The sequence below is a fragment of the Stenotrophomonas sp. STEN023 genome (assembly GCF_056760135.1).
Map to the genome: position 1 here is coordinate 1 of NZ_JBRREF010000114.1, position 13,532 is coordinate 13,532.

The window sequence follows — 13,532 nt, forward strand, 5'->3', positions numbered from 1 at the left end:
CTTCGGCTCTGGCCGTTGCTTCGGCTCTGGCCGTTGCTTCGGCTCTGGCCGTTGCTTCGGCTCTGGCCGTTGCTTCGGCTCTGGCCGTTGCTTCGGCTCTGGCCGTTGCTTTCATGCCTTCCCTTCTCCCGCACGCGGGAGAAGGTGCCCCGTAGGGGCGGATGAGGGCAAGCTCCTGGCTCTACAGCAAGCCCTCTCATCGCATGGTCAGCGGCGTTCGATCACGAACTTGCCAAATCCAATGCCCAGGCTCCAACCGCGCCCGGTTCCTGCCAAGGCCAGCGAAATATCGCCCTTGGTCATCGCCTGCGCGTCGGTAGCGCGCGATGCACTGGCATGCACTTCAGCTGCAGCGTAAGTGCCCAGCAAATCATTGAGAGAATAAGCGCCGGTGAACCGGCCACGACCATCGGTGATGGTGGTGCGACCAACGGTCAAACCACCACCCTTGGCAGTGATCTTGACCGGAATGCTGGCTCCGTTCTCGCAAGTGATCGTACCGGTACCGCTCGAGGTCTTGTAGAACGCCGACCAACCGGTCAGGTTGTAGCGCAACTCACAGTCGATATTGCCCGCCGCCTGCGCAACCGGGACGATACCCATCGCCAGCACCGCAGCCATCGCCATCATCTTTTTCATCGCGCATCCTCTGCTTGATTGAACCGGCACCGAGCCTGACAGCCCCCTCGCCCATTGCAAAGGGCTGGCGGATGCCGCGCGCGGCCGGCGTTCAGCGAACCACCACCGGCCCACCCAAAGTAAATGCATCGGCATCCAGCATCGCCGGGAAGCGCTCGCGATGCGCAGCCAGCGCTTGCGCCGAAATGGTCGTGGTGACCACCTGCTCGCGCTCGCGGATCTCCACCTGCGGCTGACCCAGGAAGTCGATCACCGCACTGTCGCCCGCGTAATGCAGGCCGTTGCCGTCCACGCCGATGCGGTTCACCACAGCCACGTAACACAGATTCTCGATGGCACGCGCACGCGCCAGGGCCTGCCACGCATAAGCGCGTGCCGAAGGCCAATTGGCCACGAAAATCTGCAGATCGAAATCCATCTGCCCTGCCCGCTCCACGTCGAAGCGATTGCGGCAGAACACCGGGAAGCGCAGGTCGTAGCAGATCTGCGGATTGATCCGCCAACCCTTCCATTCCACGCACAAGCGCTCGTTGCCGGCCGCGTAGCGCTTGTGCTCGCCGCCATAGCGGAACAGATGACGCTTGTCGTAGTAGTGCAACTCGCCCTCGGGCGTAGCCCACAGCAGGCGGTTATAGACGCCGCCGTCGACCCGCAACTGCACGCTGCCAGTCACAACCGCGCCCAGCGCGCGTGCCTGCTCGGCGATCCATGCAACGGTGGGGCCGCCCATGTCTTCGGCCTGGTCGATCGCATCGTTGGAGAAGCCACTGGTGAACGTTTCCGGCAGGATCACCAGATCGGTGTTGCCCGCCAACGGTGCCAGCAGCGCGCCGTAGTAGTCGCGATTGCCGGCCGGGTCGTGCCAGCGGGTGTCGCCCTGCACGAGGGAAATACGCAGGTCCTGCATTGTCGTCATCGTCCTGTCAGCCAAGATGAAAAAACAGCGCTGGCTGCCAAGGTGGCACCCAGCACCGGTACGCACCACTGTAGTCGCGCAATCCACCGATTAACCGGTTGACGCTGCTCGATGTCATCAAGCAGCGCAAGGTACTCACGGGTATAGCGACCAACGCTGCCACGGAACGCCAGGTAGCCCTCGTCCACTGAAACACCACGCGCGCGCAGGCCGGGCTGGACCACGGAAAGGAACAAATAGCCTTTCACCAGCGCGGCCAGCACGAACACGCCCAATAGCGTCGCAAAGACTGGAAGACCGGAAACCATGGATGCGTCGCGGATCAGAGCGCGCGCAAGCGCTCGATCGCCGCATCCATGGTGGCGTCATTCTTGGCGAAGCACAGCCGCACCAGACGCTGCCCGGCCGGCGGAGCCTCGTAGAACGGCGACAGCGGAATCGCAGTGACACCTTTCTCGATGGTCAGCCAACGCACGAACTCATGGTCCGGCAGGTCGCTGATCGCCGAGTAATCCACCAGCTGGAAGTAACCACCCGGCACCGGCAGCGGCTTCAAGCGTGTACCCAGCAGCTGCTCGCGGAAGCGATCGCGCTTGGCCTGGTAGAACGCGCCCAACTCCAGGTGATGTTCGGGCTCGTCGCGAATCATTGCGGCAAAGCCATATTGCGCCGGGCTGTAGGTGGTGAAGGTGTTGTACTGGTGCACCTTGCGGAACTCGGCGGTCATTGCCGGCGGCGCGATGGCGTAGCCGATCTTCCAGCCGGTGCAGTGGTAGGTCTTGCCAAAGCTCGATATCACGAACGCGCGTTCGCGCAGTTCCGGGTAACGCAATGCCGACTCGTGGCGCGCGCCGTCATAGATGATGTGTTCGTACACTTCATCGGAGATCAGGTAGATGTCGGTGCCGCGCAGCACATCGGCCAGCGCCTGCATGTCGTCGGCAGTCAGCATCGCGCCGGATGGGTTATGCGGCGTGTTGACCATCAACATGCGCGTCTTCGGGGTGATGGCCGCGCGCACGCGGTCCCAATCCACCTCGAAGGTCTGCGGATCCAGCGGCACATGCACGGCACGCGCGCCGGCCAGGTCGATCGCCGGCTCATAGCAGTCATAGGCCGGGTCCAGCACGATGACTTCCTCACCGGCCCGCACCACCGCGTGGATGGCGTTGAAGATCGCCTCGGTACCACCGGAGGTGACGGTGATCTCGCTGTCCGGGTCCACCTGCGCGCCATAGCAATCCAGCGCCTTCTGCGCGATGGCCTGGCGCAGTGGTGCCACGCCGGTCATTGGCGCGTACTGATTCAGACCATCACGCATGGCCTTTGCGGTTTCATCGATCAAACGTTGCGGGGCAGAAAAGTCTGGAAAGCCCTGGCCAAGGTTGACCGCGCCGTGCTCGGCGGCGAGCTGCGACATCACGGTGAAAATGGTGGTGCCCACCTTGGGCAACTTGGTCTGCGGATGCATGGTTACGTACACGCCGGGGGAGAAAACCCCGAGTGTACGCAAAGCGGGCACGCCAGGCTTCCCAAACCGTGCCCACAGCCCCCGGGACAGTGCCACCGCGGCGCTATACTGCGCGCCCCGAAGCGCTGCCCAGCCTGCGCCACCTCCCAAGGACGGAAGCGCCCGATCCGATGATTGACACCGCCAACACCCTGCCGCTGCTCAAAGCACGCGACCTGCGCTTCACCCGCAATGACGAACCGGTATTCGGGCCGCTGGACCTGCATGTGGATGCAGGCGAGGCACTGTTGGTGCAGGGAAGCAACGGCGCCGGCAAGACCACCTTGTTGCGCGTATTGGCAGGATTGCTGCGCCCGGACGAGGGCCAGATCGAGATCGACGGGCGCCCCGCCAGCACAACGGACCGCTCCCGCTATATCGCCTACCTGAGCCACCTGACGGCACTCAAGCAGGACCTGGACACACTGGAGAACCTGCACTTCCTGTGCGGGCTGCAAGGCCGGCGTGCACGGCAGATGCCGGGCAACGCCCTGGCCATCGTCGGCCTGGCCGGCTATGAGGACACCCTGGTACGGCAATTGTCCGCCGGCCAGAAGAAGCGCCTGGCCTTGGCGCGCATCTGGTTGTCGCCGGCCCCGATCTGGCTGCTGGACGAGCCCTACGCCAACCTCGACCTGGACGGAATCAACCTGGTCAACCGGATGATTTCCGCCCATTTGCGCAGCGGCGGCGGCGCCTTGGTAACCACACACGGCGCCTATGCGGCACCACCGGTGCGCAATCGCACGCTGACCTTGAGCAACCCGGTAGCGCAGGAGGACGCGGCATGAGCCTGCCCGGTCCGCAACCAACGCTGCTATCCGCTGCCCGCGCACTTCTGGCCCGCGACCTGAGACTGCTCTGGCGGCGCCGTGGTGATGCCGCGCAGCCGATCCTGTTTGCCTTGCTGGTGGTCGCGCTGTTTACGCTGGCCCTTGGCGGCGCGCCGAAGTTGCTGCAGAGCGTTGCCTCAGCGGTGCTGTGGCTGTCCATCCTGCTCGCCGGCCTGCTGTCACTGGACACCTTGTTCCGCAGCGACGCCGAGGACGGCTCGCTGGAGCAATGGCTGCTGTCGCCGGTGCCACTGGCCTGGCTGGTGGCGGTGCGGGTGTTCTCGCACTGGCTGACCACCGCCTTCCCGCTGGTCCTGGTCAGCCCGCTGTTGGCTGAATTGATGCACCTGCCCCGCGAACAGCTGCCGGTGCTGCTCGCCGCGCTGGCACTGGGCACCCCCTTGCTGAGCCTGCTCGGTGCGGTAGTCGCTGCCTTGACCGTTGGCATGCGCCGCGCCGGCATCCTGCTGGCCCTGCTGGTGCTGCCGCTGTACGTACCGGTGCTGGTCTTCGGCGCCGGCGCAGTAGCTGCCGCGGCGCAGGGCTTCGATGCCAGTGGCGCACTGCTGATGCTGGCGGCCGGTTTACTGGTCAGCGCCGTGCTCGCCCCGCTGACCGCAGCAACTGCAATCCGCATCGCCAACTCCTGAGGCCAAAACAACGCTATTCTTGAGGGCGACTTCACAAGGCAAATCAATCAGATGGCTGAGCAGCCCCACACGGAAGTCCCGAGCACAGACAAGCCCACCTTGCCGCCGCGCCCGGCGGTGGAGCTGCAACGCCGCGGCGAATTGCGGGTAGAGAAGTTCCTGGCGGCCGCCACCGAAGTCTTCAACGAAAAGGGCTACCAGGCTGCTCGCCTGTCCGACATCGTGAAGCGTGCCGGCGGTTCAATGGCCACGCTCTACCGCGCCTTCGGCGACAAGGAAGGCCTGATCCACGCCTTGATGGAGCAAAGCATCAATGACTTCGGTCGCAGCCTGGACACCTTGCTGCAGTCGCCATTGCCGCCCGCGCAGGCCTTGGAGGAGGCCGCCAGCCAGATGGCCGAGGAAGTCCTCTCGCCAACCCGCCTGGCCTGCCACCGCGTGGTCATCTCCGAAGGCATGAATCTGCCTGCCCTGCGCGACTGGTTCCACGCCCATGGCATTGCTCCAATGGAGGTACTGCTCAGCCAGTACTTCACCCGCGAAACCGCCGCCGGACGCATGCACATTGAGAACCCCGAACAGGCGGCGCATTTCTTCTACATGCTGGTGATCGGCGGTTTGGTTCTGCGCTCGGTCAATGGTCGCGTTGTCATCAGTGATCTGCCGAAGGCGCAGAAACAGGCGCGCGACGCGGTACGCCTGTTCATGGCTGGCGCCCTGCCCCGAGGCTGAGACGCCACGCCGGCTTCAATAGCGCCATCCAGCGACGCACCTGCAGCAATTCAACGATGTTCAACCAGTGCTCGATCTGCATCTGCTTTTTGTGCGGAGCATCAAAACGATCTCGACGCGGCGTGCTTGAACACGCAGAGACCGCGCAGCGTCAGGCGTGACCATCGCCATATGGATGTGCCCAGCTACCCAGCGGCTGTTTGGCACCGCCCGGCGAACATCGGATCCGCGTAAAGCCCCCCGCCGCAACCCGCCGATTCGCTGAATTTGGGTTATCTTGCGCTAGTCTGAAAACAGCAACGGTGGTGCAGTGCGCACCGCCCAGCCGATCAGGCCGCAGCACGCGGCCCGGTCATCGTCTTCCTCAGCGAGCGAGCGGATGTTCAAAGGTTTAGCAGGTTGGTTTCACAAGCTGGGCTCCCCGCCTTACTTCGATACCTTCGCCGCCCGTTGGTCCACCTGGTGTTACATCGCTGCACTGCCACTGTTTGGCTTCGGCTTGTGGCAGGCGCTGGCCGTGGTGCCCGCCGACTACCAGCAAGGCGACAGCTTCCGCATTCTCTATATCCACGTGCCGGCAGCTTGGATGAGCCTGTTTGTGTTCGGCTTGATGGCCTTCTACAGTGCCATCGCGCTTGTCTGGCGGATCAAGCTGTGCGAAATCCTGGCCATGGCCTGCGCACCGATCGGTGCTGCATTCACCCTGATCACCTTGCTCACCGGCAGCATCTGGGGCAAGCCGATGTGGGGCACCTGGTGGGATTGGGACCCGCGCCTGACCACCGAGCTGATTCTGCTGTTCATGTACCTCGGGGTGATGGGGCTTTACGGTGCCATCGATGACCGTCGCGCCGCCGCCCGTGCCGCTGGCCTGCTGGCCATCGTCGGCGTGGTGATGTTGCCGATCATTCGCTACTCGGTGGTGTGGTGGAACTCGCTGCACCAAGGGCAGACCATCCGTGTGTTCGGCGACTCCAGCATGGACGGCAGCATGATCCTGCCGCTGTGGATCATGGTGCTGGCCACCAAGTTCTGGTTCGTCGGTTCGCTGCTGTCGCGCGCCCGCGCCGACAACCTGCGCCGCGAAGTCGGCAAGGCATGGCTGCGCGGGAAGCTGGAGAAATCGGCATGACCTATTTCAAGTACGTGGCGCTGGCCTATGCCGTGTTCTTCGTCGTACTGGCCTGGGACTTCATCGTGCCGCGCCTGCAGATCCGCCAGCAGTTGCGCGAGGCCCGCGCCCGTATAAACCGTGCCAGCCGCAACAGCAGCACCCCGCAGGTTGACGAAGAGCTGAGCCGATGAGCCCGACCCAGCGCCGCCGCCTGCTCTGGGTCCTGCTGGTTCTGCTGGTTGCCGGCGCCGCGGTGGCGCTGGTCAGCACCGCCTTGCAGCGCAACATCGCCTATCTCTACACCCCGGCCGAGGTCAAAGCCGGCCAGGTGGCGCCTGACGCGCGCTTCCGCTTGGGCGGCATGGTTGCCAAGGGCTCGTTCAAGCGCGAGCCCGGCGCATTGCTGGCACGCTTCGAGGTCACCGACGGTGATGCGGTGCTGCCCGTCACCTACGACCGGATCCTGCCCGACCTGTTCCGCGAAGGTCAGGCGGTGGTCGCTACCGGGCGCATGGCCAACGGCGTATTCGTTGCCGAGGACGTGCTGGCCAAGCACGACGAAACCTATATGCCCAAAGAGCTGGCCGACAAGATGGGCGTGGCGCACGACAAGCACCAGGTCCCAGCCACCACCCCAACGACGGAAACGCCCTGAGTGCTCGGTGAAATCGGACAGGTATTACTGATCCTCGCCCTGCTGGCAGCCCTGCTGCAAAGCGTCCTGCCACTGATCGGCGCCCAGCGCGGCATTCCGTCACTTACCGCGATCGCCCGCCCAGCAGCGATGCTGCAACTGGTCATGGTGCTCGCCGCCTTCGTGGTGCTGACGATCGCCTTCGTGCGCCAGGATTTCTCGCTGCGCTACGTCGCCGACAATTCCAACACCTTGCTGCCGATGATCTACCGCTATTCGGCGGTATGGGGTGCGCACGAAGGCTCGCTGTTGATGTGGTCCTTGGTGCTGGCGCTATGGACCGCCGCGGTTGCCGCGTTCTCGCGACAGCTGCCAGCCGAAGTGATGGCACGCGTGCTGGCGGTGATGGGCATGATCAGCGTCGGCTTCCTTGCCTTCCTGCTGTTCACCTCCAATCCGTTCGCGCGCCTGCTGCCTGCACCAAGCGAGGGCCACGATCTCAACCCGTTGCTGCAGGACCCCGGGTTGATCATCCACCCGCCCCTGCTCTATCTGGGCTACGTCGGCTTCGCGGTGCCGTTCGCCTTCGCCATCGCCGCCCTGCTTGATGGCCGTATCGACGTGCGCTGGCTGCGCTGGACCCGGCCGTGGACCAATGCAGCCTGGGGCTTCCTGACCATCGGCATCGCGCTGGGCAGCTGGTGGGCGTATTACGAGCTGGGCTGGGGCGGCTGGTGGTTCTGGGACCCGGTCGAGAACGCCAGCTTCATGCCCTGGTTGGTCGGCGCAGCCCTGCTGCATTCGCAGGCCGCCACTGAAAAGCGCGGCGTGTTCATCGGCTGGACCCTGCTGCTGGCGATCGCCGCGTTCGCACTGTCCCTGCTCGGCACCTTCCTGGTCCGCTCGGGCGTGCTGACCAGCGTGCACTCGTTTGCCGCCGATCCTTCACGCGGCCTGTTCATCCTGATCTTCCTTGGCATCGTGGTAGGCGGTTCGCTGCTGCTGTATGCGCTGCGTGCGCCCGGTATCGGCGGCAACAGTGCCGACCCACGCCGCGCATTCGCGCTCAACTCACGCGAAAGCCTGCTGCTGGCCAACAACCTGCTGCTCAGCTGCGCCTGCGCGATGGTGCTGCTCGGCACCTTGTACCCGTTGCTGGCCGATGCGCTGAACCTGGGCAAGGTCTCGGTGGGCCCGCCTTACTTCGGCACGCTGTTCGTCCTGCTGATGGCACCGATGATCGTGCTGCTGCCGTTCGGCCCGCTCAGCCGTTGGCAGCGCGAGCAAGGCCTGCGCACCCTGGCCCTGCTCGCACCCTGGGCGGGATTGGCGCTCGTGCTTGGCATCATTGGCTGGTGGATGGCACCACAGGGCAAGCTCAAGACCGCGCTGGGCATTGCAGGCGCCGCCTGGGTGGCCGGCGGCACCGGCTATTACCTGTGGTTGCGCCTGCGCAAGAGCGGCCGGCTCAATGCAGAGACCTGGGGCATGCTGATCGCCCACTTCGGCGTGGCCGTATTCCTGGTCGGCGCCCTGCTGGTGGAAGCGCTGCATGTACAGCATGAAGTCGCACTGGCGCCAGGCAAGTCCATCGACGCCGGTGGCTATACCCTGGTGTTCGAAGGCGTTGATGCCACCGACGGCCCCAACTACCACTCCGACCGCGGCCATCTGCAGGTACTGCGCGGCGACACCTTGATCACCCGTCTGCACCCGGAAAAGCGCATGTACGCCAGCGGCGGCCAGCCAATGACCGAGGCCGGCATCCATCGCACCCTGGGTGGCGATATCTACGTTGCACTGGGAGAATCACTGGGTGACGGCTCCTGGGCCGTGCGCGTACAGATCAAACCTTTTGTCCGCTGGATCTGGCTGGGCGCAGCGCTGATGGCGCTGGGCGGGTTCATCACCGCCGTCGACCGCCGTTTCCGCCGGCTGCCTGAGAAATCGAAATGACTACTCCAACGCCTGAATCCAACACCCGCCACCGCCTGCCACCGGTCGCCATTGCCCTTGGCGCGCTGTTCTTCCTCGGCCTGATGGGTTTGATGCTGTACGGCGTCAGCCGCTCCGGCCAACCTGATCGCGACAGCCTGCCCTCGGCACTGATCAACAAACCAGCGCCTGAGTTTTCGCTGCCGGTCCTGCATGACCCCAGCCTGCACGTCACCGACAAACAGCTGCGCGGTGCGCCCTATCTGCTCAATGTCTGGGGCAGCTGGTGCCCGACCTGCCGCGACGAACACCCCATCCTCACCCGCTTTGCCGAAACCAAGCGCCTGCGCGTGATCGGCTACAACTGGAAGGACGAGCCCAGCGAAGCACTGCGTTGGCTCGAGCAGCTGGGCAATCCTTACATGGTGGTGTTGGCCGACCAGGAAGGCCGCACCGCGCTGGACTGGGGCATTGCCGCCGCGCCGGAGACCTTCCTGGTTGATGGCAGCGGCATCGTGCGCTGGAAATATAGCGGCGCCATCACCCAGCAGGTGATGGACGAGCAGTTGATCCCGGCACTGGAGAAAGTGGAAGCCGCCGCCGGTGGCAAACACAACGCACCGGATCTGGGAGCCGCCCGATGAAAGCCTGGACTGGTGTGTTGCTGTGGATGTGCCTGGCCTTCAGTGCCAGCGCACAGCCAGCCAGCGACCCCAGTCCACTGCGGTACCGCGATCGCGCCGAGGAAGTGCGCTTTCACACACTGACCGCCGAACTGCGCTGCGTGCAATGCCAGAACCAATCGCTGGCCGACTCCGATGCCCAGATCGCCCACGACCTGCGCCGCGAAGTACTCAAGCTGATGCACGAAGGCCACAGCGACGCCGAGATCAAACAATTCCTGGTCGAGCGCTACGGCGAGTTCGTGCTGTACCGCCCGCAGCTGGAAGCCAGCACCGCCCTGCTCTGGTTTGGCCCCGGCATGCTGTTGCTGACGGGCGCCGTGTTGTTGATTGTGTACGTGCGGCGGCGTGGCCGCGCCGTTCCCGTTGCCAGCAATGACGACGCCAGTCAGGAAGAACGCGAATGGTAAATGCAGGGTTCCTGGCAGGTTCTGCAGTGTTGGCGGTAGTAGCCACCGGCATCACCTTGTGGCCGTTGTGGCGCGCCGGCAAACGGCGGATCTGGAGCAGTCTGGTTGCGATGGCGCTGGTCGCCACGCTGGGTCTGTACCAGTTGCTGGGAACACCGGCAGCGATGCAGCCGCAGCCTGAAGCCGCGGCAACACCGCAGACCATCGAGGAAGGCATCGTCCAGTTGCAGGACGCCTTGAAGCGGAACCCTGAGCGCGTCGACGGCTGGGTGCTGCTGGCCCGCTCGCAGCTGGAGATCGGCAAGGTTGCCGATGCCGCCGCAACTTACCAGCGTGCCGTGCAACTGGCACCGGACGAACCGGGCCTGCTGTTGGAGGCGGCGCAGACCCGCGCCCAGGCGGATCCCAAGTTCCTGTTCGACGCCACCGCGCAACAATGGCTCGCCCGCGCACGGCAGATTGCCCCCGACAATGAGCGGGTGATCTGGCTCACCGGCATCGTCCAGCGCCAGCAAGGCCAGGACGAGCAAGCCGCGCAGACCTGGGAAGCCCTGCTGCCACGACTGGAGCCCGCTGCGGCCGTCGCGTTGCAGGAGCAGATCAATATCGCCCGCGGCAAGGTTCCCAGCACCGCCGGCGGCCCTCCTGCGGGCACCGCAACCAGCCCCCCCGGCATCACCGTGACGGTCGAGCTGGCACCGGCCTTGGCCGCACGCGCTGCCTCCGGCAAGGAATCGGTGTTCATCATCGCCCGTATCCCCGGCGGCCCACCGATGCCGGTCGCAGTCGAACGCCACCCGGCGCAGAACGCAGCGCTCACCGTCACCCTGGACGACAGCGACAGCCCAATGCCCACGCAGAAGCTCTCAACCCTGCAGGAAGTGGAAGTAGTCGCCCGCCTGTCCGCCAGCGGCAACGCAATGCGTGGTGAAGGTGACGTCGAATCGACGCCGGTCAAGGTCAAGCTGCCGACTGACAAGCCCCTGACCATCACGCTGGGGCAATAAGGCGCCGCAAGCTGCCTTGTGGGAGCGGCGTAAGCCGCGAAGCGAGCGCATCCATCAGATAGCACAGATCCCATGTGCCCCAGCACTGTCAGTTTCGCGGCTTACGCCGCTCCCACAAACGCTGAAACCAGCTCGCGTGACATCACTGTCACCCGGGGAAGCGCAGCGCACCCAGGGCTAACCGCGCACGGCAGGAATCGACATCAGAGCATTGCTTCCCGGGCGCGCTGCGCTTTCCCGGCCACACTGCACCCAGCAATACCCAGATAACCACTGGTTATCATCCATGCGAAGATGCGTCCGGCATCCCCGTTAAAATTGGCAGATGACTGAATTTACTCCCGTCGGCAGCCGCTTCCACGCGCTGTCGTCCCCATTCCCGATGAAACGTGGCGGCAGCCTGATTGGCGCCCATGTCGCTTACGAAACCTGGGGCACGCTGGCCGCTGACGCCAGCAACGCCATCCTGATCGTCACCGGCCTCTCGCCGGATGCCCACGCCGCCAGCAATGCCGACAACCCGGCCACCGGCTGGTGGGAGCCGATGCTTGGCCCCGGCAAGCCGATTGATACCGACCGCTGGTTCGTCATCTGCGTCAACTCGCTGGGCAGCTGCAAAGGCTCTACTGGCCCTGCCTCGCTTGACCCGGCAACCGGCAAGACCTATCGACTGTCCTTCCCCGAGTTGTCGATCGAAGACGTGGCCAATGCCGCCGCCGAAGTCGTGCGCGCGCTCGGCATCACCCAGCTGGCCTGTCTGATCGGCAATTCGATGGGCGGCATGACCGCGCTCGCCGTGTTGCTGCAGCACCCCGGCATTGCCCGTACCCACATCAACATTTCCGGCAGCGCCCGCGCCCTGCCGTTCTCCATTGCCATCCGCTCGCTGCAGCGCGAGGCCATCCGCCTCGACCCGGCATGGAACAACGGCGACTACGACGAACTGCACTACCCCGAGTCGGGCATGCGTATGGCGCGCAAGCTCGGTGTCATCACCTATCGCTCGGCGCTGGAATGGGATGGTCGCTTTGGCCGGGTGCGGCTGGATTCGGACCAGACCGACGAAGACCCGTTCGGCCTCGAATTCCAGGTGGAAAGCTACCTGGAAGGACACGCACGCCGCTTCGTACGCCACTTCGATCCCAACTGCTATCTCTACCTCGGCCGCTCCATGGACTGGTTCGACCTGGCCGAGTACGCCGATGGTGATGTGCTGGCCGGGCTCGCCACAATCCGCGTTGAACGTGCGCTCGCCATCGGCGCCAATACCGACATCCTGTTCCCGGTGGAACAACAGCAACAGATCGCCGACGGCCTGCGCGCAGGCGGCGCCGATACCCGGTTCATCGGCATGGATTCACCACAAGGCCACGATGCCTTCCTGGTCGATTACGACCGCTTCGGCCCGGCCGTCGCCCAGTTCCTGCAGACGCTGCCGACAGCTGCATAAATGACACGCTGACCACAGATGCAGGCAGCCACCGATGGCTGCCTGCATTCACAGCATCAGATGCTGACACCTCCGACAACAGGAGGTTACCCATGCCTGTCTTGCTGCTGATTCTGCTGGTCTTCCTGGGTAACACGCTCAACAGCGCACACGCTGCCGCACCGCCACTGATGCTGGCCGGCTCCTGGCAGGATGGCCCGGATGTATCGCACTACCTGGTCAGTGAGAAGCTCGACGGGGTGCGCGCCCGCTGGGATGGTCATGCGCTGTGGACGCGTGCCGGCCACCGCATTCCGTCGCCGGCATGGTTCACCCAAGGCTGGCCCAAGCAGCTGATCGACGGTGAACTGTGGATGGCGCGGGGGCAGTTTGAAGCCACCAGTGCATTGATCCGCAGCAGCCCGGCCGATGAACCGCAGTGGCGCAGGCTGCGCTTCATGGCCTTCGACCTGCCTGATGCAAGCGGCGGCTTCGCCCAACGCCATGCCCAGCTGAGCCGGATCATCGCCAATCAAGCCAATCCCCACTTACTCGCCATCGAACAGCAGCGCCTGCCCGACACTGCAAGCCTGCATCGCCACGTTCGCGCGATTGTCAAAGCCGGCGGTGAAGGCCTGATGCTGCACCATCAGGACAATCCGTATAGCGACGGCCGCAGCACTGGCCTGCTCAAACTCAAGCTTCATGATGACGCCGAAGCCCATGTAATCGGCTACGCGCCGGGCAAGGGCAAGTACACCGGCATGGTTGGCGCGCTGCTGATGCGTACCGACAGTGGGGCCCAGTTCCGCATTGGCAGCGGCCTCAGTGATGCACAGCGCGCACATCCCCCCGCCATCGGCAGCCGCGTTACCTATCGCTACAACGGGCTGACCGTACACGGCCTGCCACGCTTCCCACGTTTCCTGCGAGTTCGCGCGGGGGCGGGGGGCGGCGGGGGGGGGGGGCGGGGGCGGGGGGGGGGGGGGGGGGGGGGGGGGGGGGGGGGGGGGGGGGGGGGGGGGGGGGGGGGGGGGGGG

At 64.8% G+C, this 13,532-nt stretch carries 16 protein-coding genes; 12 read left to right on the forward strand and 4 right to left on the reverse strand.

The window, feature by feature from the left end:
• Positions 1–207: 207 nt before the first annotated feature.
• From ACVOLV_RS20540 to ACVOLV_RS20555, 4 genes are all read right to left on the reverse strand, one after another.
• Positions 208–639 carry a hypothetical protein gene (locus ACVOLV_RS20540; RefSeq protein ID WP_481555974.1) on the reverse strand — a complete coding sequence of 144 codons (432 nt, stop codon included), beginning with the start codon at positions 637–639 and terminating at the stop codon, positions 208–210.
• 91 nt (positions 640–730) lie between these two features.
• Complete coding sequence (locus tag ACVOLV_RS20545) at positions 731–1,546, reverse strand: amidohydrolase (RefSeq protein ID WP_481555988.1); 816 nt, start codon at positions 1,544–1,546, stop codon at positions 731–733.
• A 5-nt stretch (positions 1,547–1,551) separates the two neighbouring features.
• A complete protein-coding gene (locus ACVOLV_RS20550; protein WP_481555975.1) occupies positions 1,552–1,863 on the reverse strand; it encodes a hypothetical protein in 312 nt (103 codons plus the stop codon).
• Positions 1,864–1,877: 14 nt separating this feature from the next.
• Positions 1,878–3,026: a pyridoxal phosphate-dependent aminotransferase gene (locus ACVOLV_RS20555; protein ID WP_481555989.1), complete on the reverse strand. Its 1,149-nt coding sequence runs from the start codon at positions 3,024–3,026 to the stop codon at positions 1,878–1,880.
• Positions 3,027–3,196: 170 nt separating this feature from the next.
• Here ACVOLV_RS20555 and ccmA point away from each other — a divergent pair, with 170 nt between their 5' ends.
• The 12 genes from ccmA to ACVOLV_RS20615 all read left to right on the forward strand — a co-directional run.
• Positions 3,197–3,856 (forward strand): heme ABC exporter ATP-binding protein CcmA, encoded by a 660-nt coding sequence (gene ccmA / locus ACVOLV_RS20560; RefSeq protein ID WP_481555976.1) that lies wholly within the window; start codon positions 3,197–3,199, stop codon positions 3,854–3,856.
• Positions 3,853–4,548 (forward strand): heme exporter protein CcmB, encoded by a 696-nt coding sequence (gene ccmB, locus ACVOLV_RS20565; protein WP_481555977.1) that lies wholly within the window; start codon positions 3,853–3,855, stop codon positions 4,546–4,548. The genes ccmA and ccmB overlap by 4 nt, the downstream gene beginning before the upstream one ends.
• A gap of 51 nt (positions 4,549–4,599) precedes the next feature.
• Entirely contained in the window at positions 4,600–5,280 is a 681-nt protein-coding gene (locus ACVOLV_RS20570) for a TetR/AcrR family transcriptional regulator (protein ID WP_481555978.1), read from the forward strand.
• A gap of 379 nt (positions 5,281–5,659) precedes the next feature.
• Positions 5,660–6,412: a heme ABC transporter permease CcmC gene (gene ccmC, locus ACVOLV_RS20575; RefSeq protein ID WP_481555979.1), complete on the forward strand. Its 753-nt coding sequence runs from the start codon at positions 5,660–5,662 to the stop codon at positions 6,410–6,412.
• Positions 6,409–6,585 (forward strand): heme exporter protein CcmD, encoded by a 177-nt coding sequence (ccmD, locus tag ACVOLV_RS20580; protein WP_481555980.1) that lies wholly within the window; start codon positions 6,409–6,411, stop codon positions 6,583–6,585. The genes ccmC and ccmD overlap by 4 nt, the downstream gene beginning before the upstream one ends.
• Entirely contained in the window at positions 6,582–7,049 is a 468-nt protein-coding gene (ccmE, locus tag ACVOLV_RS20585; RefSeq protein ID WP_481555981.1) for a cytochrome c maturation protein CcmE, read from the forward strand. The genes ccmD and ccmE overlap by 4 nt, the downstream gene beginning before the upstream one ends.
• Positions 7,050–8,984 (forward strand): heme lyase CcmF/NrfE family subunit, encoded by a 1,935-nt coding sequence (locus ACVOLV_RS20590; RefSeq protein ID WP_481555982.1) that lies wholly within the window; start codon positions 7,050–7,052, stop codon positions 8,982–8,984.
• A complete protein-coding gene (locus ACVOLV_RS20595) occupies positions 8,981–9,607 on the forward strand; it encodes a DsbE family thiol:disulfide interchange protein (RefSeq protein ID WP_481555983.1) in 627 nt (208 codons plus the stop codon). The genes ACVOLV_RS20590 and ACVOLV_RS20595 overlap by 4 nt, the downstream gene beginning before the upstream one ends.
• Positions 9,604–10,056, forward strand: coding sequence for a cytochrome c-type biogenesis protein (locus ACVOLV_RS20600; protein ID WP_481555984.1), 453 nt, complete (start codon positions 9,604–9,606; stop codon positions 10,054–10,056). Before ACVOLV_RS20595 ends, ACVOLV_RS20600 begins: the two co-directional genes overlap by 4 nt.
• A gap of 26 nt (positions 10,057–10,082) precedes the next feature.
• Complete coding sequence (locus tag ACVOLV_RS20605) at positions 10,083–11,063, forward strand: tetratricopeptide repeat protein (protein WP_481555985.1); 981 nt, start codon at positions 10,083–10,085, stop codon at positions 11,061–11,063.
• Between the two features lie 325 nt (positions 11,064–11,388).
• The gene (gene metX / locus ACVOLV_RS20610) at positions 11,389–12,513 is read left to right on the forward strand and encodes a homoserine O-acetyltransferase MetX (RefSeq protein ID WP_481555986.1); all 1,125 of its coding nucleotides are present in this window, start codon (positions 11,389–11,391) and stop codon (positions 12,511–12,513) included.
• 92 nt (positions 12,514–12,605) lie between these two features.
• Positions 12,606–13,532, forward strand: a 927-nt coding sequence (locus tag ACVOLV_RS20615; protein ID WP_481555987.1) for a DNA ligase, incomplete at its 3' end; no start/stop codon positions are given.